The following is a 22,787-nucleotide window of genomic DNA, read 5'->3' as shown; positions in this document are numbered from 1 at the left end:
ATCTCATGCAGAGACAAACTCTGTTCTTTGACGCGTTGCGCCAGCGCGCCAACACAATGCTCGCCCATGAGCGAGACGGCATGCCACCTGTCTTGAAGTTCAAGTATGAGCTCGTGGCGGACGCAGCGACATTTGAACCTGCGTGCAATTATCAACTTCTAAAAATACTCGAGATTGGCGATATCTGCCTCGACGATTGTCTTGATCCAGACAAACCACCCGTGATCATTATCGATCCCCGCGCGGGTCATGGCCCCGGCATTGGCGGATTCAAAGACGATTCTGAAGTCGGCATCGCTCTACATGAAGGCTACCCCGTATACTTCGTCGTGTTCACGCCTGACCCTGTTTCCGGTCAAACGCTAGCCGATGTGTTGGCGGGCCTGCGCCAGTTTGTAGAACTCGTGGCCGAGCGACATGATGGCGAGGCGCCAGTGCTCTATGGCAATTGCCAAGGCGGATGGGCGGCGGCACTTCTGGCGGCTGATTGCGAAGGCCTTGCCGGACCGATTGTGATGAACGGGTCACCGCTCTCCTATTGGGCCGGTGAACCCGGTGCCAATCCGATGCGGCTTGCGGCAGGATTCCTCGGAGGGGCCTGGATCAATCACTTCTTGTCTGATCTCGGAAATGGCCGGTTCGATGGCGCCTGGCTGGTCCAGAATTTCGAAACCCTCAAACCTGAAGGGGCAATCTTCCGGAAATATGCCGATCTGTTTGAAAACGTCGATACAGCCGCCGACAGGTTCCTGGATTTCGAGCGTTGGTGGGGCGGCTTCTACCGCCTGAGCCGCGAAGAGATTCTTGCGATTGTCGAAAACCTCTTTATCGGCAACCGGCTTGAAAAAGGTCTGGTGAAACTCGGGGCCCATTGTGAGATTGATTTAAAACAGATCCGCAATCCTCTCGTCATCTTCGCCTCACATGGCGACAATATCACCCCGCCACATCAGGCACTTGGTTGGATCCCAGCGGTTTATGAGACGACCGAGGCACTCATCGCAGCCGATCAACGCATTGTCTATCTGATCAATCAACATGCCGGGCATCTCGGCATCTTTGTATCTGCGAGTGTCGCGCGCCTCGAACATCGCGCGATGCTGGAAAACCTTTCCGATATCGAAGCGCTGGAGCCTGGGCTCTATGAAATGAGGATCGATAATCCGACCGGCGATCCTGATTGCGACCACGACCAGTACATTGTGCGGTTTGAACCCCGCCGGGTTGAGGACCTGGTATTCGAAACCCAGCCTGAGGCATTTGAGCGTGTCGGGCGTCTGTCGGCGCAATTGGAGACGGCTTATTCGAACTTCGCCAGCCCGTGGGTGCGCGCCTGGTCTAATCCGGTCACAGCAGAGCTTATGAAATGGTCTCATCCGATGCGGGTGACACGCTACATGTTCTCAGAACGGTTCAATCCAGCTATGGCGATGACCGCCGCGTTTGCACCCATGGTTCGCGCCAATCGAAAGGCTGTCAATGAGGACAATCGCTTTCGCACAGCTGAAAAGATGGGCGTCGACTGGATCGAGACCGGCCTGACCCGCATGCGCGAGTCTCGCGATGCCGCATCCGAACTGGCCTTCAGCTGGCTCTATGACTGGCCCGTATTGCCTGAACCTATAAAGGACGAGGCGGCAAAGAAATGAGCGCCCTCGACACCCCCCAGCGCGAAAGTCATCGCGTCCTCACCGTCAATAGCGGGTCTTCAAGCCTGAAAATCGCGCTCTTCCGGGTCGGAAACGACGTGGTCAAGACAATGTCGGGCGCCGTCACCGGCATTGGCGCATCAGAGGCGAGAATGTCAGCTGAGACCGCTTATGGCGACACACTTTGGGACGAACGCACCTGCTGCATCAACCACCCCGTTGCGCTGGAAACCTTCTTTCATGAGATGGCCGCTCATGTCGATCTCGGCGGCATTTCTGCGGTGGGACACCGGGTTATGCATGGAGGTCCCGACTACACAACGGCCCAGCGTCTGACTCCGAGAGTCGAAGCGGATCTGCGCGAACTGATTCCATTGGCGCCGCTGCATATGCCTGCAAACCTTGATGGCATCGTTGCCACGCGCCTGCGTTTACCGAATGCGATGCAATATGCCTGTTTTGATACGGGCTTTCATGCAGACATGCCGATCGCGGCCCAACGCACAGGACTGCCGCCTGCGATGGAAGACAGATATGTCCGCCGGTTCGGCTTTCATGGCCTCTCCTACGCATTTATTGTCTCAGATCTTGCCGCCCGCGCCGGTGAGGCGATGTCCAGGCAACGTCTGCTGGTTGCGCATCTCGGTGCGGGCGCAAGTATGGCCTCAATCGAGAATGGCCAAACCATAGATACAAGCACGGGATTTTCGGCGCTTGCGGGACTGCCCATGGCGACCCGAAGCGGCGATGTCGATCCCGGGCTGCTCTTATACCTCATACTGGAAAAAGGCTGGGCCCCATCAGTCTTGCACGACCAGCTTTATCATGGCGCAGGCTTGCTTGGGCTTTCGGGTCTGAGCGGTGATGTAAAAACTCTGCTCAAAACAGACGACCCGCGCGCGAGCGACGCGCTTGCGCAATTTGCCTATCAAGCTCGCAAGCAAGCTGGCGCACTGATCACCGCCATGGGCGGTGTTGACCGGATCATCTTTACCGGCGGCGTTGGCGAACACGCGCCCTCGATCCGCGCCGCCATCTGCGAGCCACTTAGCGATCTCTATGGAATAAATTTTGACACCCGAGCAAATGATCTGGGTGAAACGTGTATTTCAAAGCCGGACAGTTCGGTGATTGTCGAAACGGTTCACACTGACGAGGCGATGATGATCGCCCGTTACGGACGCGCGATGCTTGAAGCCACCCCAGTGCAGATAGAGCGCCGGGTCTCATGACTGGTTTTCGAGATTTTGCCGACCTCAAGACCGCTGCCGACTCAGGACCGCCCGTGAAGGTCGCCATTGTCTGTGCGGCGCAACGAGACGTCCTACTCTCGGTCGACGAAGCCGTTAAGCGCGGCTGGATCCATCCAATCCTGATCGGCGACCCTGATGCGATCAAGGCCGAAGCCGAGGCGGCAAATCTCACATTCCATCCCGATCAGGTCTTGCCCGCCTGGAATGAGGCAGAAGCAGCCCAACGCGCAGCCGGTTTACTGAAATCGGGCAGCACGCATGCCGCCATGAAAGGCCTGATCCATACCGACGTCTTGCTAAAAGAACTGCTCAACGCCAATGCTGGTCTGCGTCAGCCTGGAGCGCGGGTCAGCCATGTCTTTCTGGCGGACATTCCAGCCTATCCGAAACTGCTTGCGATTACAGATGCCGCAGTCAACATCGCCCCGGATTTGGGCGCGAAAGCCGCTATCCTGCAGCACGCTATCGATCTTATGGTTTCTATTGGTATCGACCAGCCCAAAGCCGCAATCCTTTCAGCAATTGAGACTGTCAATCCGCTGATCAGTTCCAGCCTTGATGCCGCGGCACTCTCGGTCATGTCCCTGCGCGGTCAGGTGCGCGGCGCAGTCGTTGACGGACCGCTCGCCTTTGACAACGCAATTTCGCTTAAAGCCGCGGAAATCAAAGGCATTGCCTCGCCTGTGGCTGGGGATGCCGACATTCTACTCGTCCCAGATCTCGTTTCTGGCAATATCCTCGCTAAGAATCTGGAATATATGGCTGACGCGATGCTTGCCGGCCTGGTGCTTGGCCTGAACGCACCCATCGTCTTGCCATCGCGTGCCGATCCGGTGAACGCACGGCTCGCAGGTCTGGCGCTGGCGCGCCTTAGCCTAGCCGCAAAGGACCGCAAATCCGCGACGCGAGACAAAGCCCCGGTCTGGCCGGTGCACGCAACGCGCAGCTCACCTTTACCGGAAGCGGACTGCTGCCCGCCCAGCCATCCCACGCCAACCTCCCCCACATCACTCAATGGAGACGCTCATGCCAAGTCATGACCCCGTTATCTGCGCGCCAGTGCGCACCGCCATCGGCGCCTTTGGCGGTAGTTTGAAAAACGTCCCGGCGTCCGATCTTGGCGCTATAGCGATCAAGGCCGCTCTGGAACGGGCAGGACTTGCACCGGATCGGGTCGATACCGTTATTATGGGCCAGGTTCTGCAAGCCGGCGCCGGAATGAACCCGGCGCGTCAGGCAGCGATAGGTGCGGGTCTTCCTGTCAACGTCCCCGCGATGACCGTCAACCGGGTCTGCGGATCCGGCGCGCAGGCGGTCATAACCGCCGCGCAAGACGTCATGCTTGGCCACGCGGCGTGCGCCGTCGCTGGCGGCATGGAGAATATGGACCAAGCCCCGTTTCTGCTTGGCAAAGCGCGTTACGGCTATCGTCTGGGCGACGGGGCGCTCATTGACAGTCTTCTTAGGGACGGGCTGAACGATGCCTTTTCCGGCGAGCATTCCGGCTGGCATACCGAAGACTTAGCCGAACAGAACCAAATCAGCCGTGCCGCTCAGGATGCCTGGGCGTTGCGTTCGCAAAGCCGGTTCTCGAAAGCCCAGAGTGACGGTCTTTTCGACGCCGAGATTGTGCCCGTTGAGATGAAAACCCGTAAAGGGATTTCGGTATTCGATCGGGACGAGCACAATCGCCCGGATACGACTCTAGACAGTCTTGCGCATCTGAAGCCGGCCTTCCGAGAGCATGGAACGATCACAGCCGGGAATGCTCCCGGATTGAACGCGGGCGCTGCTGCAATGATCGTTGCTGACCGGGCCTGGGCAGAGACAAACCAGCTGCAGCCTGCGGTCCGGATTGCCGGCATGGGCGTCGGCGCCGTCGAACCCGGACTGTTCGGCCTTGGTCCTGTACCTGCTGTGAAACAGGCATTGGAGCGGGCCGCCTGGCCACTTGCATCGGTGGAACGGGTCGAAATTAACGAGGCCTTCGCGGCCATTGCCGTCGCTTTGGTCGGCGAGCTGGGATTCTCCGAGGACATAGTGAATGTCGAGGGCGGCGCCATTGCACATGGCCATCCAATCGGCGCGACGGGCGCTGTTCTGTCCGTACGGCTGATCCATGCCATGCAACGAGACAATCTTAAGCGCGGCATCGTCACCCTCTGCATTGGCGGCGGACAGGGCGTCGCGCTCGCGCTCGAACGTATCCCATCCTGACCCGGCGCATCTCCCCCCAACTGCCCCGACGCCGGTTAACAGGGAACGCCGTCTCTCACGATTGCCTCCGTGAGGGACGGCGGCTTTGGCTGCGTATTATTCTGCAAGGAGCTGGATGTGAGCACACCCGATTGTGATCTTCGCGGAAAAACCGCACTGATTGTCGGCATTGCGAATAGTGATAGTCTGGCCTGGGCGGCGGCCACGTCCCTTCGCGGTGCAGGCGCGCGCCTGGCGATCACCTATTTGAACGAGAAGGCTCGCCCGCATGTTGAACCTTTAGCGAGAAAGGCAGATGCAGATCTCATTCTCGAATGCGATGTCACCAAACCTGGATCGCTGGACGCTGTCTTCGACGCGGTCGCAGCAAAATGGGATCGGCTTGATCTTGTCTTTCACGGGATTGCAAGTGCGCCAAAATCTGATCTTCAGGGGCGTTTGACAGACTGTTCGGCCGACGGTTTCGCAGCCGCCATGACGGTGTCTTGCTATTCGCTCCTTCATATGGCGCGGCGGGCTGAACCATTAATGCGACGCGGCGGCTCTCTGATCACGCTCAGTTTCTATGGCTCAGAAAAAGTCGTTGATCACTATAATGTCATGGGCCCGGTCAAAGCTGCGCTTGAAAGCGCTGTACGCTACCTTGCCCATGAGCTCGGACCCGCCGGCATCCGCGTCAATGCCATTTCCGCCGGACCCGTTGCGACAAGAGCCGCGTCTGGCCTCACCCATTTCGAAGAATTGCTAAACGAGGCCGCAGCCAAATCACCGCTGCGACGAACAATCGATGCCAGCGAAGTCGGAAAAGCGGCTTTGTTTTTGGCCAGCGATCTGTCCAGCGGCGTGACCGGTGAAATCGTTCATGTCGATGCCGGGTTCCATATCGATGGCATGATTTTTCATTGAGAAGAGAAACGATGATGACCGTAGAAGACCCTGTTTGCCGCAACACGATCCCCCTCGAAAACGCTCACGCGTCAGAGGAATATGGTGGATGGGCCTATTTCTTTTGCTCTAACCGTTGCCACACAGCTTTCAAACTAAATCCCGAACGCTATGCAGACGCGCGCATTCCCGCCGCCTTCAGCGCGCCGAGCGACGCCTCTCACCCATCCCGCAAAGCATGACTTAGCAGACAAAGACCCTCCACCATGGATCACTCCACCCACGCCCCCCCCTCTCGCCACGCGCCTCATGCCGGTCACGGACAGAAAAAAACGGACCCGCATGGCGGCCACGACCATGAAGGCATGATTGCCGATTATCGCCGGCGGTTTTGGGTTGTGCTGGTGGCCACGATCCCCATCCTCGCTTTGGCGCCGATGATCCAAGGCTGGCTTGGCCTCGAAGATGCCTTGCGGTTTCCGGGTGACCGTTATGTGCTGGCAGGGCTTTCAAGTCTTGTTTTCTTCTATGGCGGTTGGCCGTTCCTGAAAGGGTTTTTGCAAGAGATCACCGCCCGCGACATCGGTATGATGACGCTGATTTCGGTCGCGATTACGGCTGCTTACGCCTATTCCATCGGCATGGTCGCAATCGGCAGTGATGAGACCTTTTTTTGGGAGCTCGCAACCCTGATTGCGGTGATGTTGCTCGGGCACTGGATCGAGATGAAATCGGTGCTTGGCGCTGGGCGCGCCTTGGAAAAACTTGCAAGCCTGATGCCGGATGAAGCCCACCTGGTGGCGGATGACGGCAGCGTAATCGATGTGTCCGTTTCGACGCTGAAAGGCGGCGAACATCTTCTGATCAAGCCAGGCGAGAAAGTCCCAGCTGACGGGATCATTGTCAGGGGCGAGTCGTCTCTCAATGAATCCATGCTCACCGGCGAGTCCAAGCCGATTTTCAAGACCGTGGAGACCGAAGTGATCGGCGGATCAATCAATGGCGAAGGTTCGCTAACAATCCGGGTCGACAAGACCGGTGATGAGACTTTCCTGTCGAGCGTCATCAAGCTGGTTAAGGAAGCCCAAGCCAGCAAATCCAAAACCCAGGATCTCGCCAACACGGCGGCCAAGTGGCTGACTTTTATCGCACTTGGCGGAGGCCTATCGACCGTCTTGTTCTGGACCCTGTTCACCGATCAGGGATTTGGGTTTGCTATGGCGCGCGCCGTTACCGTGATGGTCATCGCCTGCCCGCACGCGCTTGGTTTGGCTGTGCCGCTTGTGGTTGCGCGCTCGACCGCGATCGCGGCCACCAATGGATTGCTCATTCGGGATCGGACGGCATTCGAAGAAGCGCGCAACATCAATGCCATCATTTTCGACAAAACCGGCACGCTGACCAAGGGCGAGTTTGGGATCACCGATACGCTTGTTTTTGATACGACATTCACTGAGAGCGATATCGTCGCCTACGCGGCGTCTATTGAAGCTCATTCTGAACACCCAATCGCCCAGGGGATCGTTCGCGATGCGCCGCAGGCATGGGGTGTCGACAAGTTTAAGGCGATCCCTGGCAAAGGTGCAGAAGGCCTCGTTAAGGACCGCGACGTGAAAGTCGTCAGCCCCGGCTATTTGCGCGACCAGGGTCTTGAAATGGATGATCCCCGGTTCGAAACCCTGAGCGCGCAGGGCAAGACAGTCGTCTTCGTGCTCATTGATGACAAGCTCGCTGGCGCAATCGCGCTGGCCGATATCATTCGTGAGGAATCCGCTAAAGCCATCCTCATGCTTCAGGCCATGGGCATTCAGTGCATCATGCTCACTGGCGACAATCAACAGGTGGCGGAATGGGTCGGCCAGGAAATCGGCCTCGACGAAGTGATTGCCGAAGTATTGCCGGAAGAAAAAGCCGCTAAAGTCCGAGAGGTTCAGTCCCGCGGTCTGATCGTGGCGATGACCGGTGACGGTGTGAACGATGCGCCGGCGCTGGCTCAAGCGAATGTCGGGATCGCAATCGGTGCTGGCACGGATGTCGCGATCGAAACCGCCGACATTATTCTTGTCCGGTCCAGCCCGTCAGATGTCGTAGCGATCATTGAACTCGCTCGCGCGACCTATAATAAAATGATGCAAAACCTCGCTTGGGCGACCGGCTACAACACGTTCGCCATTCCAGCGGCAGCGGGCGTGTTTTTCCCCTGGGGCGTAATCCTCACACCCGCGCTTGGGGCGGTGTTCATGTCGGCGAGCACCGTGATCTGCGCCATCAACGCCCAACTCCTCAAACTGTCTCGATCCCGGGTGTCGACATGACAGTGCGAGGTTTTGTTCCGGGTTTCGGATTTTTGACGCTCTGCCTCAGAGCGCTCAGCATCGGAGCCCTCCTGCTCCTGGTCCTGGTCCTGGTCCTGGTCCTGGATCATGCCGGGCATTTGAGCTGGCAAGACTGGCTGCTGATCGTTTTTATTTTTGCGGCGCAACTAACCGGTTTGAGGCCTTCAGGCCGGAGCCGCGTAACAAACCCATCATCGTCAACCCGCGGATCCCGTCCGTTCTGATCCCGCCATAGGAGCAATCGCCGTGCACAACCATTCTGATCATGACGACCATCAGCCAAAAGGCAGCCGGTTTTGGCTGCCGCTTTTGGTCTTCGCCGGAGCGATCGGGTTTCTTTTATTCTATGAACACCGCGCTCACATTCCCGCTGATGCGGTCTTCCTTGTTGGCTTCCTGCTTCTTTGCGGCGTGATGCACCTCTTCATGCATAGCGCGATGGGCGGCCATGGAGGCCACGGAAGCCATGGAGATCGGCGCCCTTCCCAACTCGATGAGGAAGATGACTGGAGGACAAGGCGATGAATGAGAACATGGCCCATTCTGAATATGGCCTCTGGTTTCTGGTGATCCTGAACTCTGCCATCTTTATCATTTTCGCGTTCAGTTTCGCCAAACCATCCAAGTCAAAAGACTGGACGTCATTTGGAGCGTTCAGCGCTTTTGTGATCGCTCTTTTTACCGAGATGTATGGATTCCCGCTTTCGATTTACTTCCTCTCTCCGTGGCTTGAATCGCAGTTTCCTGATGTCAATTGGTTCGCCCATGACTCAGGGCATTTCTGGGAGATGATTTTCGGCTGGCAAGGCAATCCGCATTTTGGCCCATTCCACTTCGCAAGCCTCGGCTTCATTTTGCTGGGCTTCAGCGTTCTGTCATGGGGGTGGCCGATCCTGCACGGGGCGCTGCGCAGCGGCAAGCTCGCCAAAACCGGCATTTATGCCCGCATGCGCCACCCGCAATATGCCGGCTTCGTGCTGATCATGTTTGGTTTCCTGCTGCAATGGCCGACCATCCTAACCCTGATCATGTTCCCGGTTCTTGTCTTCATGTATGTCCGTCTCGCTCTGAAAGAGGAGAAGGACGCCGAAGCCGCATTCGGCGGCGAGTATCGCGCCTACGCCGCGGTCACTCCGCGCTTCTGGCCGCGTTGGGGAACGCTAGCCGTGGTCGAGAACGAAAGCTGATGCTCTGGCTGTCCAAAGCAGCAGCGAAAAGGCGCAAAGGATTCTTTGTGTTCAGTTTGGCCTTTGCGTTTATACTAACAACCTTGGCGCTTGCACCGAGCGTCATGCCCGGCGCTCTGCCATTTTTGAAACCACTGACCATCGACACCGATCCGGAAAACATGCTGCCTGCGGATGCGACGGTGCGCGTACGCAATGGTGAGCTTAAAACAGTCTTTGATATTTATGATTTTGTCGTGGTTGGCGTTCTCAACGAAACGCACCCTCAAGGCGTTTTTAACGCCAAGGATCTCGCCAACGTAAAAACTCTGACAGACTATGCCAAAACGCTAAGCTACGAACAAAGGGCTGGGACGTTTGCGAACGTCATAGCCTCAGACATTATTGCGCCCTCGACCGTCGATAATATTGAAACGGAAAGTTTGGGAGCTGTTTCGTTCACCTGGCTGATGAAAACCGCCCCCTCAACCGATCAAGAGGCCGCGCTCATCCGTGATCGAATGCTCAAAATCCCTATGTACAAGGGTACGATGATCTCGGACGATGGAGCGGCGTTGGCGCTCTACTATCCGTTAAGCGAAAAAAGTATATCCCACGCCGTGGCGCAGGATCTACAAGAACTGATAGATACGTTCGAAAACACCGGCGCAGTTTATCATATTACTGGGTTGCCCGTTGCCGAAGACCGGTTTGGCTCTGAAATGTTCTTCCAGATGGCCGTATCTGCACCGCTGGCCATGCTTTTTGTTTTCGGACTTTTGTGGCTCTTCTTTGGTCACGTACGGATCATTCTGATCTCACTCCTTGCGGCGATGGCTTCTGTGATCTGCACAATGGCTTTGCTCGTTCTGTCAGGACAAACCATTCACATCATGAGCTCGATGATCCCGATATTTATCATCCCAATTGCGGTGCTCGATGACATTCATATCCTGTCTGATTTCTATGATAAATATACGCCCGAACGCGATCGACTGGAGATTGTAAATGAAGTTATGGCGGACCTTTGGCGCCCGATGTGGTATACGACGCTGACAACGGCGGTGGGGTTCGCCTCGCTCATGTTGACACCGATCCCGCCCGTTCAGGTCTTTGGATTGTTTGTGGCAATCGGTGTGTTTGTTGCCTGGTTTTTCACAGTCACACTTTTACCGGCCTATTTTATGAGCCTGCCAGACAAGGCGTTGGCAGATTTCGGCGCGCTCCAGACATCTGAGCGCGCAATTCGTGATCAAAGCTGGCTTGGACGGTTTTTACGAACAGCAGGCCCTTTTGCCGGTCACCGCGCCAAGTCCATTATTGTATTAAGCCTCGCGCTGGTCGTGTGGGCTGGCATTGGGATTGTGAATATCAGTGTCAATGACAACCCGATCAAATGGTTTGAGACGTCAGACCAGATCCGCGTGGCTGATCGCATCATTAATGAAGAGTTCGCTGGTAGTTATATGGCCTACTTGCATCTCAGTTCTGATAGTGCCGTCAACGATGAGCCTTTCAAGGCTCCAGAGACGCTTCGCTATATTGCCAAAATGAGCGCTGATCTTGAGGCTGAGAGTAACGTCATCGGCAAGGTTTCTGGATTGTATGATATTGTATCGACGGTCTATCGTGAACTATACAATGATCCTGCAGCTTACCGTATTCCCGATACCAGGCCTGCGATCGCGCAAACCCTGCTCATGTACGAGAACTCACATCGCCCAGATGATATTTGGACTTTCGTCACGCCAGACTTCCAAGATGCCGTTTTGTGGTTTCAGCTCAAAAGCGGCGACAATACAGACATGGCGCAAGTGGAGAAACTTGTCGGTGACTACCTGAACCGCAACCCTCCACCGCGCACCTTAGCGTCCGAATGGTTTGGACTGACTTATATCAATCTCGTCTGGCAAGATGAGATGGTGACCGGCATGCTCAAAGCGTTTCTGGGGAGCTTCATAGTTGTCTTGATACTCACTTCGCTTCTGTTCCGATCTTTGAGCTGGGGAATTATGGCAATGATTCCGCTCGCCCTTACCGTCGCAACGATCTACGGCGCGGTTGGATGGGCCGGTATGGACTATGATATGCCAACCGCCGTACTTTCTTCGTTGTCACTCGGGTTAGCCGTAGACTATGCAATTCACTTCCTCGCTAGGACACGAGAAATTTTCCGAAGACAGCAAGCATGGGAACCAACGCTTCGAGAGATGTTCGAGGAGCCGAGCCGGGCGATTTCTCGAAATGTCATCGTCGTCGGAGTTGGTTTCCTCCCATTGTTGGCTGCAAATCTTGTTCCCTATCAAACAGTTGGCATCTTGATTTCAAGCATCCTGATCCTCGCAGGCGCGGCGAGCCTGATCCTCTTGCCAGCTCTGATTTCTGTTTTCCAAAAACCACTCTTTCACCGCGAAAGGATAACAGAATGAATAAAGCCGCTCTGGTCTTCTTGATTATTGTAAGCGCTTTCGGACCACCAGCCCATGCGCAGAATACCGATGCGAATGACATCGCACGACAAGCGGAAAAGACTGCATTTTATCAGGGCGAAGATGGCCGTGCGCGTGTCTCTATGCAAATCATCGACAAACAGGGACGTACGAGATCGAGGGATATCACGATCCTACGCAAAGACGAAATCAACGATAATTCTGAATCAGGCGATCAGCGATTCTTTGTCTACTTTCGTGCGCCTAGCGACGTTCGCGATACTGTATTTTTGGTTTGGAAACATCCACAAGCAGATGATGATCGCTGGCTATATTTACCAGCGCTGGATCTGGTGCGCCGAATTGCGGCTGGAGACGAGAGATCAAGCTTTGTTGGATCTGACTTTTTCTATGAAGACGTATCTGGGCGAAGCGCTGAGGAAGATACACACGTTGTCCAAGATACAACTGAAACCTATTATATCTTAAAGAGCACACCAAAAGATCCAAATCGCGTGGAATTTGCCTATTATATTTCCTACATCCACAAAGAAAGCTACTTACCCGTCCAAGTCGAATATTATCAGTCTGACCATTCAAAATACCGCGAGTACACGGCAGAGGCGGTTGAAACCATTCAAGGGTTTCCAACTGTAACACGTGCAACGATGAAAGACCTCGCGGATGGAGGGCGGACAACACTTACCTATAGTGACATTCATTACGACATTGATCTTAGCGACGACATCTTCACGGAACGATATTTAAGAAATCCACCGCGGCAGTTCTTCGGCGAGAATTAAGAAATGTCACTCCGTACGATCTTTCTAATAGGCTTCCTCTTAGCCTTGACTTCGCGAGCCGGTGCGGTGCCGCCGCTACCAGAGGGGTTGAAGCCTCCAATCGAAACTGAGAGAGACGCTGCCCGAACTCAATCAGAGCCGGACTTGCCTGAAGGATTGATCAATCTCGACCTTAAAGAACCGCCGAAGGCTGACTCTGCTACCGAGGTAGCCGCGACAAAACCAGATTGGCGTCCAAGCGCGTTTATTGACACGCGCCTTGGTACCAGGTTGCGCGACCCGATCGATCAAGAACAGCTTTCGCTCGCAGAAACGCGGCTACAACTGAAGGCGGTCCGACGCTGGAGTAATATTACCGCAACAGTTGCGGTCGATATTCTCGCCGATGCAATCAGTGATTCGAATACGCCTGATTTGAATACGGGTGAAGGATTTGTCGATTTACGCGAGGCGAACGTGCTTTGGCGTCCATTATCTTGGATCGATATCAAAGCGGGCCGGCAGATATTAACTTGGGGTACTGGGGAATATTTATTCCTCAACGATCTCTTCCCGAAAGATTATAACTCATTTTTCATCGGGCGCCCCGACGCCTATTTGAAGGCACCTTCGGATGCGGTGAAGGTTTCTCTGTTCGGTGATATCGCTAATCTCGATATTGTCTATTCGCCGCAATTCGATTCCGATCGATTTGCGGATGGAGCAAGACTAAGCGTTTTTAACCCATTTCAAACTCAAGTCACTGGGAATAGATCCATAATAGAAAGCACACGACCTGCTGATGTATTTCAGGACGACGAATTGGCTGCGCGCATCTACCAAACAATTGGTGCCTATGAAGGCGCGTTGTATTTTTATAGCGGCTTTTGGAAAAGCCCGCTTGGATTTTCGTCAAATGAATCTGCGCTGCGACACAACACGCTGACATCATATGGAGGCAGCATACGCGGCCCAGCGAAGGGTGGTATCGCCAATTTAGAAGTCGCCTACTATAACAGCACAGAAGACCCAAGCGGTGACGAACCGTCAGTTCCAAATTCCCAGGTTCGGTTCCTTTTGGGGTATGAACGTGAATTGGCGAAGGACTTTACCGGTGCAGTTCAAGTCTACTTGGAACAGACAATTGATTACGGTGCTCTCACGCAATCGATACCTGTCGCGGCTCTGCGCCCAGATAAAACAAGACAGGTTGTGACGCTCCGCGCTCGAAAGGTCTGGCCTGAGAATCAAGTGACCGCTACAATCTTCGCAGCGTTCTCATCAACAGATCAAGATGGGTATATTCGCGCGAACCTCAACTGGAGTATCACCGATAACCTAACCCTGGAGGCCGGTTCCAACATCCTCTATGGCGCGCAGCAAACAACCCAGTTTGCTCAGCTCCAAAGCAATTCAAACATTTTTGTTGCCGCTCGCTATGGCTTCTAAAGCGCCGCACATTCATGACGATAGCCAAGAGGCTCAGAGAGCGAGGTCTAATAGATCATTTGGACTCGTCCTCGCGGGCGGCGGTGCGCGCGGGATGGCGCATGTTGGAGCCCGTGATCCAGCCCCGTGATCCACAAGACGTGCTCGACGAGCTTGTCTCAGCAGGTATTAATACAAGTTTCGAACACTGCGGCGTAAGGCAAGGCGTTGTTTTCGACAGCCAGACCAAGCCTCGTCGCGTGCATGGCGCACGGCCTTTGTTCTACTTGCTGAGGCGAGGTCGCGCAGACGGCAGTTTGGACCGCGCGCTTCTCGAACAAGCCCTCGCGGCTGGCGTGGAGGTTCGCTTCAATGACCGCGTAACACAAACATCCGGCGAGATGGTGCTTGCTGGAGGGCCGCGGCGCGCCGACATTATTGCAGTCGGAAAGATCTTCGATACGGATATGGCGGATGGCGCTTGGCTCGCATTGGACCCTGCGCTAGCGCCAAAAGGGTACGCCTATTTGCTTGTGCATCGGGGACGAGGGACAGTGGCAAGCTGCATGTTTACGGGCTTTCGCGACCAGGCATCACACCTTTCCGAGACATTAGCGTTCTTCGAGCGTCATGCCGGATTGTGTATGAAGAACCCTCAGCCGTTTGGCGGCTTCGGTAACACCCGCTTGCTCCGCACGGCGCTGCAGGGCGGATATCCCGTGATCGGTGAACATGCCGGCTTCCAGGATGCACTGGCCGGCTTCGGATTGCGCTACGCTATTCGGTCAGGTCGATTGGCCGCTGAAAGCATGATCCATGGAACCAGCTATAGACAGGCTTGGCGGAAAACGCTCCAGCCAACGCTTAGAACTGGCGTGGTCAATCGCTTCTTGTTCAATATCACTGGGCGTCGCGGAATCGATTTCATGCTTGGACACCTTGCCCGCGCCGACACAGGCGAGGCCCTCAGGCGAGCATACCGCCCGTCAACTCTAAAACGTCTTCTATTCCCTCTGGCGCGGCGCCGTTTTCGAGCGCCGCTCGCAGACCCCAGCTGCACCCATGAAAATTGCGACTGCATCTGGTGCGAGCATGGCACCCACAATCAGTCACCCAACTCTTGAGTGCAATTTTTTTAGCATGCCTTCGACCGGGCCTGCACGATGGAATCAAGGTCCGCGTATCTCACGAATGGCGAAGCATTGAGCTGCTGTGATATTTCGTCGAGCGTTGGGCGTGGTATTCTGTCATCCATGCGAGGGTCGTAAATCAGCAGCGCTTCACCAGAGTATGCGACTCGATCCAGCGCCAATCCGCGAAACGCTGATTTGTCTCGCGCCCAAACGCCGAATGCCTGAACAGCGCGCTCGCGCTGGGGGCGGTAAAGCGCAAGAATTTCAGCTAATCCCTCATCCGCTTTGAACTTCACGATGAACACGTAGGATCTGCCGGGATGAAGTTCAGCGCCATCGGCAGGTCCTGCCGCCAGATCAGCGCGTTGCAGCTCGCCGTGAAATTGGTTGGCATCGCCGCCGCTACGGGCCGTCCCTGAAAGACTCAAGCCCGTCAGGGCAAGCAGGCAAAGTACAAGAAAGACGATCAGGTGTGAGTTTTCCAATTGGCGTTTCATTGTCTGTCGCTCTTGGTGCCAAGCGCTCCAACTCGGTTTCTCAAATCGAGATCGTCACTAAATCATCAGTCAGATAGACATAGTCTGGGACAGGCAGATTCAGCGGTGCCGGTCCCTTTCTGATCCGCCCGGAAATGTCATAGTGCGATCCATGGCAGGGGCAGTACCACCCGCCATAATCTCCGACCGCGCCCTGATTTGGGCCTACAGGCACACAGCCAAGATGCGTACAGACGCCCGATGTAATCAATATAGCGGGGTTGAGCGTGCCATCACGGCGGGGCCTAAGACGGGCATCATCTGTTTCCGGGTCTGGCAATCGGTCGAAATTAACGGCGTTGGCAGCGGCGATCTCCGCTTCAGTGCGTCGGCGAATAAAAAACGGCTTACCGCCGATCAAAACCCGGATTTCGCCACCGACCGGAATCTTCGAAACGTCGACATCCAAGGAACTCGACGCGCGTGTGTCGCTCGCCGGATTCATTTGATCGACAAGCGGCCAGGCCGCCAGTCCCGTTCCAATAGCTGCGGCGGCAGTCGTCGCAATAAAGATAAAATCACGTCGTTCAACTTCTGTGGGAACGGAGTCTGACATAAAAATACTCCCTGAAATTCTCATCATTGGAACAGACGCCGGGCACGCTGTGTCCATTACAGGTGCAGCTGCGGCGTCCCATGCAGCGATGAATATATTGCCGCGCCCCATATTGGCTTTGGGGGGAGCATGGGACGCGGCAAGTTCAGAGCGAGATCGAGCGAGAGGGGAGGGCTAATCTCATTCTGCTTCATTGTTCGTCGAAGCGAACAATTTTTGGTCCGGGCTTTCACAGTTGGGGGGGACGTAGTGCGAAGGCCCGGGACCAAGGCGGCGGCGCCGAAGAACGACACCCGAACACGCCTTATTCTGTGGCAACCTCCTCCTCGCCCGTCATCATTGGGCAGTGCTCAGCTGGATCATGGCCCATAGCTTCATGTTTGGCCTCGCAGTCTTCCGCAGACATTGGATGATCACCAGATGCGGCATGCATTTGGTGGCCATCTGCGCCATGCTCCATCATTTTATCCATGTCCATCGCCATGCCGCCCTCGCCCATCATGGGTTTGTCGCGACCCATCATGTGATCGCCGCCATGATCCATCATATGACCTTCAGCCATCTTACCTTCCATATTGGCCATGCAGCCCTCCATACCTTCCATGCCTTCATGACCAGCCATGCAGGTTTTGGCACTGGCGGGGTCCGTCTCCGCCTCAACGGCAGGTGTTTCGCTTTGATCATGTGTCTTGTGGCCGTCTTGAGCCAAGGCCATAGGCGACAAAGCAAAAACAGCGGCGGCGGTGATCCAGATCGGTTTCATGAGGGGTATCCTTTTTACAACTGTTCGAACCCAAGGGTATTGGGCACTTGCAACGTATTACGCAGCACACAGGCGGCGCCCTCATAATTGGCTCCACTCTTTCAAGTGTTTCACCGGAGCCCTGGTTTGATTGTCAGCCCCCGCATTCTCGCAGCCATCGTCATGGTCTTATGGGCCTCCTGCTATCCGCTCATCACGCTGGGGCTCGCTTATGCACCTCACCTGACCTTTGCAGCCCTGCGCGCTGTTCTGGCTGGTAGTGTTTTAATAGGTGTCGCCGCTCTGCGCCGAGCCGCGTTGCCTCGCGGGTGGACCGTTTGGGGCTGGATCACGCTTGCTGGTCTTGGAATGACCGGCATTGGCTACTTCGGGATGTTTCACGCCGCGGAGTTTGTATCACCTGGTCTTGCGACCGTGATAGAAAGTCTCCAGCCGTTGATCGCCGCCGTGCTCGCTGTCGTGTTTCTGCGCGAACGTCTTGGACCGATTGGCTGGTTTGGGCTTTGCCTCGGCGTCGGCGGCGTGGCGCTCATCGCCATACCGCGCGTACTGGCCTCGGGCGGGGGGTCAACAGCCTTCGGTCTGGTCCTGGTAATTATGGCGACGAGCGGCGTCGCTGTAGGTAACATCGCCATTAAGTCATTAGCGATGCGCGTCGATGCGGCGATGGCGATGGGGTTACAGCTTTTGGTTGGAGCGATCCCGATCTCAATTTTGGCGTTCGCGACCGAATCCCCAACGGCCATCGACTGGTCGGCGCAATTCATAATTTCACTTCTTGGACTCGCCCTGCCCGGGACGGCGCTGGCCTATTGGTTATGGCAGGTGACTTTGCAGTCGCTGGATGTATCCAAGGCGGCCGCATTTAGTTTTCTCGTTCCGATCATTGGCGTTTCGATTGGCGCGCTATTCTTCTCAGAGCCACTGACGATAAATGTCATTGGCGGCGGCGCGCTCGCTGCCATCGGGATCTATCTCGCATCGCGCCCGAGGTCCGAAACGTCGCCGCTAATGTCTGCTAAAAAAGAAGCCTAATCGAGCTTTTCGACCTGTTCCTGCAAGATTTTCCGGGCGCGGTAGACCCGTGTTTCCACCGCCTTGATGGAGACACTAAGTATTTCGGCCACTTCACTTTGGGGCATGTCTTGAAGGACCTGCAGCGTAAAGGCCTGCCTCAACTTATCTGGCAGCGCGTCCACCATTTTCGAGACACGGTTGAGCTCATCGCGGTGCTCATAATCGTCTTGAACATTTTGCGAGTGGTCCGCGATATCGGGCCGATCCGGGCTCTCCAGAGGTGCTGCTTGAAAGAAAAAGCTTCGCACGGCGCGTTTACGGCCATGATCACGAACTTTGTTGAGCGCAATGTGGTAGATCCAGGTCGAGAACTTCCGCGACGGGTCATAACGGTCAATCGAACGCCAGGCTGCGGTAAAGGCTTCCTGCAGCACATCATAGGCGTCTTCATTGCCACGCATCGAGCGTTGAACGTAGCGGTAGAGCGGTTCCTTGTAACGGCGCATAAGCTCGGTGAAAGCGCGTTCCTCGCCCCCCGCTGCGGCTACAGCAAGCTCTGCATCTGTTCGCTCTGTGTTGTGCACGTGTATATGTCTAAAGCTCCGTCAGTGCTCGAACGACTTCTGCGTCAAAGACGATCGCTTGTTCCTCGGTAAGGATCTCGCGCATCTCAAACACATGCTCGATAGTGACTTTTTGCAGCTCCCCCATGGCTGTGTGGAAATCATCGATCGCCGCCTGAACAGCGGGCGAATAGGATTTGTCGGCCTCCATAGCGCCAGCAAGTGCCAAGTTGGCCGCGCGAAGCTTTTGTTCCAGCTCAGCCTTTCTGGCCGCGAAACGGTGTTCGATTAGCTCGAGTTCTGCTTCCTGATCCGCTGAGAGATCCAAGTCGTGATGGACCAGCTCATGCAAACCAGAAGCTGTTTCGACCGGATGCGTTACAGACCAGTTTCCAGCGACAAACACGCCGGTCATGCCCGCGCACAGGGCTAGGAAAACGACAATGATCCAGTGTTCTAGTTTCATTACTCCTCTTACCTCAGAAGCCCGGAAGGGGCATATGGGGCGTCAACAGAGAAGACCGAAAAATCGCTCGGCGATGACTGGCTGGGCGCCCCGAACAATCCGACCAAAAGGCCGATTGCAACGGCAAGCGCAACCGCCGCGGTTCGACTTACTGCCGGTGTCGCAAAAAGGCGTCTGTCTGTGGCAATCGCTGCGGGCGAAGCTGGGTGTCCGGCTGGGTTGCGCGCGTCAATCCGCTCCCAAACCTCGGCTTCGAGATTGTGAAGGTCGCGATCAAGGGGCGCCGCCTTCAGATCTTTGATGAGCGCGTCTAGGTCATTTTTCATGGCACTCTCCTTTCGAGAAGCAAATTTAGGGAGGACTACGTATTGTCATATACGCAGCGGCTATCGCGCTCCCTTAAAAACATTGATTAAAGTCAATATGCACCGATCGCGCGCCTGACAATGCCGATCTGCATGTGAGGGATGATACCTGTCGACACGTAGAAATTGGCAATCTGATCGCATTTTCGCAAGAGACGCCAATGACGCAAGAACTGGACATCCCGAAACCAACCACAGCTCCAAACTGGCGGTTGTTACAGTTCTTTTTCGCCTACATTCTGATTATCGCGGTCGCAAACTTGATCTGGGAAATCGCCCACGCGCCGCTTTACACGATCTGGATTGATGGGACACGCGCCGAGATCGCATTCGCGATTGCTCACTGCACATTTGGCGATGTCCTAATCGCCGGGTCTTCGCTATCGCTCGCCTGGCTCATCGCGGGGCGCCGTGGATGGCCAGACAAAAACTATTGGCGAGTCGCAGGTTTAAGCCTCCTGATCGGACTGACCTATACAGTGTTCAGCGAATGGCTGAATATTTCGATCCGCGAAAGCTGGGCCTACCGCGAAGCAATGCCGACGATCGGACCGCTCAACACCGGGCTGTCGCCGCTCTTGCAGTGGCTGATCATCCCCAGTCTGATCTTTGCCTGGCTGAAAAGCGCGATGCGTCGGTGACGGTTCGCTAAAGTGTCGCACCTCATACCCCAAGGGGGCATAAGGGGTGCCCGGTCTGGCCGCGTAACCATCCGACAACGACGCCTATTCCTCCCCCAATATTCCAGCGGCGTCCAACGCAATAAGGAGAACATCATGCGTTCCAAACTCGCCGGACTGCTCATCGCGACAAGCAGCTTGATCGCGCCCGCCGCACTCGCAGACGTTTATAATCTGGAGATCGACCAGTTTGAACGGACGGTCGATGGCAAGACGCTGACCGGCGTCAGCATCAACGGGACGAGCCCTGGCCCTCTACTGCGACTGCGTGAAGGCGAAGACGTCACCATCAATGTCACCAATACACTCGATGTAGATACCTCGCTTCACTGGCATGGGATTATCCTGGACGCTGGTATGGATGGCGTTCCGGGGATCAGTTTTGACGGCATCGCGCCGGGCGAGACCTACACTTACAACTTCACCGCCAACCAGTCAGGCACCTACTGGTACCATGGACACTCTGCGCTGCAGGAACAGGAGGGCGTCTTCGCGCCCATCATAATCGAACCGGCACAGCCGGACCCCTTCGAGTATGATCGCGAGCATGTGATCATTCTCGCCGACTGGCTGAACGACAGTCCCTACAAAGCGCTCGCCAATCTCAAGAAGCGCTCGAACTATTACAATTACAATCGCCGAACCGTTTTCGACCTCTGGCGTGATTGGACAAATGCTGATGGCGGCGAAAAGACCGACGTCATCCAGGAGCGACTGGCGTGGGGCCGGATGCGCATGGATCCAACCGACATTGTCGACATTACCGGCTACTCGTTTCTGGTGAACGGTGAAACGCCTGAAGACAATTGGAGCGGTCTTTTCGAACCGGGCGAGAAAGTCCGTCTCCGGTTCATCAATGCTGCCGCCATGACCTATTTCGACGTCAAGATTCCGGGACTCAAAATGACAGTGGTCCAGGCCGATGGTCAGAACATCGAGCCAGTCTCGGTTGATGAGTTCCCGATCGCTATCGCTGAAACCTTCGACGTTATCGTCGAGCCTGAGGCGGGACAATCATATACGATCTTCGCCGCTGCAAAGGACCGATCAGGATATGCCCGCGGCACACTCAGCGAGACACCCGGCGCCGAAGCGGCGATCCCGGAACTTGGGCCCCGGCCAGAGCTGACAATGGCAGCGATGGGCGAAGGCCATGCCAGCCACGGCGCGATGGCTGATGGTGAAGCTACCGGCATGGATGAGATGACCATGGACATGAGTGGAGACGCCCATAGCGGACATGGCGAAATGCCTGCGATGGAGCAAGGACAGAAAGTCCTCACCTATGACGATCTCCGCGCGCTCACGCCATATACGGACCGGCGAGCTCCAGATCGCGAGGTCGAGCTTCGTCTCACAGGGAACATGGAACGGTATTTCTGGTCGATTAACGACGTGAAGTTCGGTGACGCCGGCCCGCTGGAGTTTAATTACGGCGAACGCGTTCGTATCACATTCAAGAATGAAACCATGATGGAGCACCCGATGCACCTGCATGGATTGTGGATGGATCTGGTGAATGGCGAGGGCGACATGGCGCCCCGCAAGCACACGATCACGATCCGGCCAGGTGAAACTATCTCCGCCGATGTAACCGTCGATGCCACCGGATCCTGGGCCTTCCACTGCCACATTCTCCAGCACGCCGCGACCGGCATGTTCCGGCAAGTCGACGTCATTGGCGGCGCTCAATAACAAACACCCATAAGGATAAAACAGATGAAACCCAATTTCCTGATCGTGGGTGCGCTCGCCATGGCGACCGCCCTGCCGGCCCTCGCAACCGAAGGTGACCCGGTCTACAATTACACGTTGATCGAAGCCGATATTGCCGAGATTGATGATGAAACCGTCGGTGCCTTTGATGCCCAAGGCTGGGTCGGCGGTGATTATAATCGCTTTTGGTGGAAGACTGAAGGTGAGTTTGCCGATGGCGACTTCGAGGACGCCGAGGTCCAAGCGCTGTATTCACGCTACATTTCAAAATTCTGGGATGCGCAGATTGGTGTGCGCTACGACCTTGAGCCTAAAGGCGAGACCTATGGCGTTATAGGGCTGCAAGGTCTTGCGCCCTACTTCTTCGAAGTTGATGCCGCCGCCTTTGTCTCTTCGAGTGGCGATGTCAGCGCCCGATTTGAAGCCACGGGCGAACTTTTGTTCACGCAACGCCTGATCCTCGAACCCGGCATTGCGCTAGATTTCTATGCCGAAGACGATCCGTCCCGGCAGATTGGTTCGGGATTAGCGACGGCGGAATATAGCGCTCAATTGCGCTATGAATTCACCCGTGAATTCGCACCTTATGTCGAGCTTGCCTATGAAGAAGCCTATGGCGACACCGCTGACTTTCAACGATTGGAAACCGGCAGCGCGGATGACACCGTTTTTAAAGTCGGCTTGCGAACCATGTTCTAGCGATTCTTAGGAGGCAGCGTTTCTATTGGCGACTCCGGACCGGCAATCAATCAGCAGACGGAAGCTAAGGCCCGCATCGAAGGATGCGGGCCTTGACCTGAGCCCTTCGGCTCCCTCGTTTATTTCGAGAGTCTGACCCTTTCATAGT

Annotated in this window: 22 protein-coding genes; 17 read left to right on the top strand and 5 right to left on the bottom strand. The window is 55.6% G+C overall.

Going from position 1 to position 22,787, the window contains the following annotated elements:
* The first annotated feature begins 5 nt into the window (after nt 1–5).
* From Q1K29_RS15970 to Q1K29_RS15915, 13 genes are all read left to right on the top strand, one after another.
* Nucleotides 6–1,649 carry a DUF3141 domain-containing protein gene (locus Q1K29_RS15970; protein ID WP_233349723.1) on the top strand — a complete coding sequence of 548 codons (1,644 nt, stop codon included), beginning with the start codon at nt 6–8 and terminating at the stop codon, nt 1,647–1,649.
* Nucleotides 1,646–2,881 carry an acetate/propionate family kinase gene (locus Q1K29_RS15965; protein WP_119377444.1) on the top strand — a complete coding sequence of 412 codons (1,236 nt, stop codon included), beginning with the start codon at nt 1,646–1,648 and terminating at the stop codon, nt 2,879–2,881. Before Q1K29_RS15970 ends, Q1K29_RS15965 begins: the two co-directional genes overlap by 4 nt.
* Entirely contained in the window at nt 2,878–3,942 is a 1,065-nt protein-coding gene (locus Q1K29_RS15960) for a bifunctional enoyl-CoA hydratase/phosphate acetyltransferase (RefSeq protein ID WP_119405113.1), read from the top strand. Before Q1K29_RS15965 ends, Q1K29_RS15960 begins: the two co-directional genes overlap by 4 nt.
* Nucleotides 3,929–5,119, top strand: coding sequence for an acetyl-CoA C-acetyltransferase (locus Q1K29_RS15955; protein ID WP_084398738.1), 1,191 nt, complete (start codon nt 3,929–3,931; stop codon nt 5,117–5,119). The genes Q1K29_RS15960 and Q1K29_RS15955 overlap by 14 nt, the downstream gene beginning before the upstream one ends.
* A gap of 117 nt (nt 5,120–5,236) precedes the next feature.
* Complete coding sequence (fabI, locus tag Q1K29_RS15950) at nt 5,237–6,025, top strand: enoyl-ACP reductase FabI (protein ID WP_084398726.1); 789 nt, start codon at nt 5,237–5,239, stop codon at nt 6,023–6,025.
* 11 nt (nt 6,026–6,036) lie between these two features.
* On the top strand, nt 6,037–6,246 hold the full coding sequence (locus Q1K29_RS18520) for a YHS domain-containing protein (protein WP_300269627.1): 210 nt from the start codon (nt 6,037–6,039) through the stop codon (nt 6,244–6,246).
* A 123-nt stretch (nt 6,247–6,369) separates the two neighbouring features.
* Entirely contained in the window at nt 6,370–8,319 is a 1,950-nt protein-coding gene (locus Q1K29_RS15945) for a copper-translocating P-type ATPase (protein WP_119377446.1), read from the top strand.
* A gap of 267 nt (nt 8,320–8,586) precedes the next feature.
* A complete protein-coding gene (locus Q1K29_RS18515; protein WP_084398724.1) occupies nt 8,587–8,865 on the top strand; it encodes a DUF2933 domain-containing protein in 279 nt (92 codons plus the stop codon).
* Entirely contained in the window at nt 8,862–9,527 is a 666-nt protein-coding gene (locus Q1K29_RS15935; RefSeq protein ID WP_084398723.1) for an isoprenylcysteine carboxylmethyltransferase family protein, read from the top strand. Before Q1K29_RS18515 ends, Q1K29_RS15935 begins: the two co-directional genes overlap by 4 nt.
* Entirely contained in the window at nt 9,527–11,935 is a 2,409-nt protein-coding gene (locus Q1K29_RS15930) for an MMPL family transporter (RefSeq protein ID WP_119405114.1), read from the top strand. Before Q1K29_RS15935 ends, Q1K29_RS15930 begins: the two co-directional genes overlap by 1 nt.
* A complete protein-coding gene (locus Q1K29_RS15925) occupies nt 11,932–12,738 on the top strand; it encodes an outer membrane lipoprotein-sorting protein (protein ID WP_119377449.1) in 807 nt (268 codons plus the stop codon). Before Q1K29_RS15930 ends, Q1K29_RS15925 begins: the two co-directional genes overlap by 4 nt.
* A 3-nt stretch (nt 12,739–12,741) precedes the next feature.
* The gene (locus Q1K29_RS15920) at nt 12,742–14,166 is read left to right on the top strand and encodes a hypothetical protein (protein ID WP_119377450.1); all 1,425 of its coding nucleotides are present in this window, start codon (nt 12,742–12,744) and stop codon (nt 14,164–14,166) included.
* 101 nt (nt 14,167–14,267) lie between these two features.
* On the top strand, nt 14,268–15,269 hold the full coding sequence (locus tag Q1K29_RS15915) for a hypothetical protein (protein ID WP_147372883.1): 1,002 nt from the start codon (nt 14,268–14,270) through the stop codon (nt 15,267–15,269).
* 11 nt (nt 15,270–15,280) lie between these two features.
* Here Q1K29_RS15915 and Q1K29_RS15910 read toward each other — a convergent pair whose 3' ends face one another.
* From Q1K29_RS15910 to Q1K29_RS15900, 3 genes are all read right to left on the bottom strand, one after another.
* Nucleotides 15,281–15,775, bottom strand: a complete 495-nt coding sequence (locus Q1K29_RS15910; RefSeq protein ID WP_119377452.1) for a hypothetical protein — start codon at nt 15,773–15,775, stop codon at nt 15,281–15,283.
* Between the two features lie 40 nt (nt 15,776–15,815).
* Nucleotides 15,816–16,370, bottom strand: a complete 555-nt coding sequence (gene petA / locus Q1K29_RS15905) for a ubiquinol-cytochrome c reductase iron-sulfur subunit (RefSeq protein WP_084396435.1) — start codon at nt 16,368–16,370, stop codon at nt 15,816–15,818.
* A 304-nt stretch (nt 16,371–16,674) separates the two neighbouring features.
* On the bottom strand, nt 16,675–17,133 hold the full coding sequence (locus Q1K29_RS15900; protein WP_300269613.1) for a hypothetical protein: 459 nt from the start codon (nt 17,131–17,133) through the stop codon (nt 16,675–16,677).
* A gap of 126 nt (nt 17,134–17,259) precedes the next feature.
* Here Q1K29_RS15900 and Q1K29_RS15895 point away from each other — a divergent pair, with 126 nt between their 5' ends.
* Entirely contained in the window at nt 17,260–18,168 is a 909-nt protein-coding gene (locus Q1K29_RS15895; protein ID WP_084396437.1) for a DMT family transporter, read from the top strand.
* On the opposite strand, the gene Q1K29_RS15890 is transcribed toward Q1K29_RS15895, so the two are convergent.
* Both Q1K29_RS15890 and Q1K29_RS15885 read right to left on the bottom strand, forming a co-directional pair.
* Nucleotides 18,165–18,734, bottom strand: a complete 570-nt coding sequence (locus Q1K29_RS15890; RefSeq protein WP_143435289.1) for a sigma-70 family RNA polymerase sigma factor — start codon at nt 18,732–18,734, stop codon at nt 18,165–18,167. The genes Q1K29_RS15895 and Q1K29_RS15890 overlap by 4 nt on opposite strands.
* Before the next feature lie 10 nt (nt 18,735–18,744).
* Entirely contained in the window at nt 18,745–19,179 is a 435-nt protein-coding gene (locus Q1K29_RS15885; protein ID WP_084396439.1) for a periplasmic heavy metal sensor, read from the bottom strand.
* Between the two features lie 526 nt (nt 19,180–19,705).
* Here Q1K29_RS15885 and Q1K29_RS15880 point away from each other — a divergent pair.
* The 3 genes from Q1K29_RS15880 (at nt 19,706) to Q1K29_RS15870 (ending at nt 22,639) form a co-directional block, all read left to right on the top strand.
* Nucleotides 19,706–20,185, top strand: coding sequence for a hypothetical protein (locus Q1K29_RS15880; RefSeq protein ID WP_084396440.1), 480 nt, complete (start codon nt 19,706–19,708; stop codon nt 20,183–20,185).
* A 135-nt stretch (nt 20,186–20,320) separates the two neighbouring features.
* A complete protein-coding gene (locus tag Q1K29_RS15875; protein ID WP_119405118.1) occupies nt 20,321–21,919 on the top strand; it encodes a copper resistance system multicopper oxidase in 1,599 nt (532 codons plus the stop codon).
* 24 nt (nt 21,920–21,943) lie between these two features.
* On the top strand, nt 21,944–22,639 hold the full coding sequence (locus tag Q1K29_RS15870) for a copper resistance protein B (protein WP_084396441.1): 696 nt from the start codon (nt 21,944–21,946) through the stop codon (nt 22,637–22,639).
* Nucleotides 22,640–22,787 lie beyond the last annotated feature (148 nt).

It is taken from the genome of Henriciella sp. (genome assembly GCF_029937755.1).
Lineage (GTDB): Bacteria > Pseudomonadota > Alphaproteobacteria > Caulobacterales > Hyphomonadaceae > Henriciella.
This window is presented reverse-complemented; position numbering and strand designations above follow the sequence as displayed.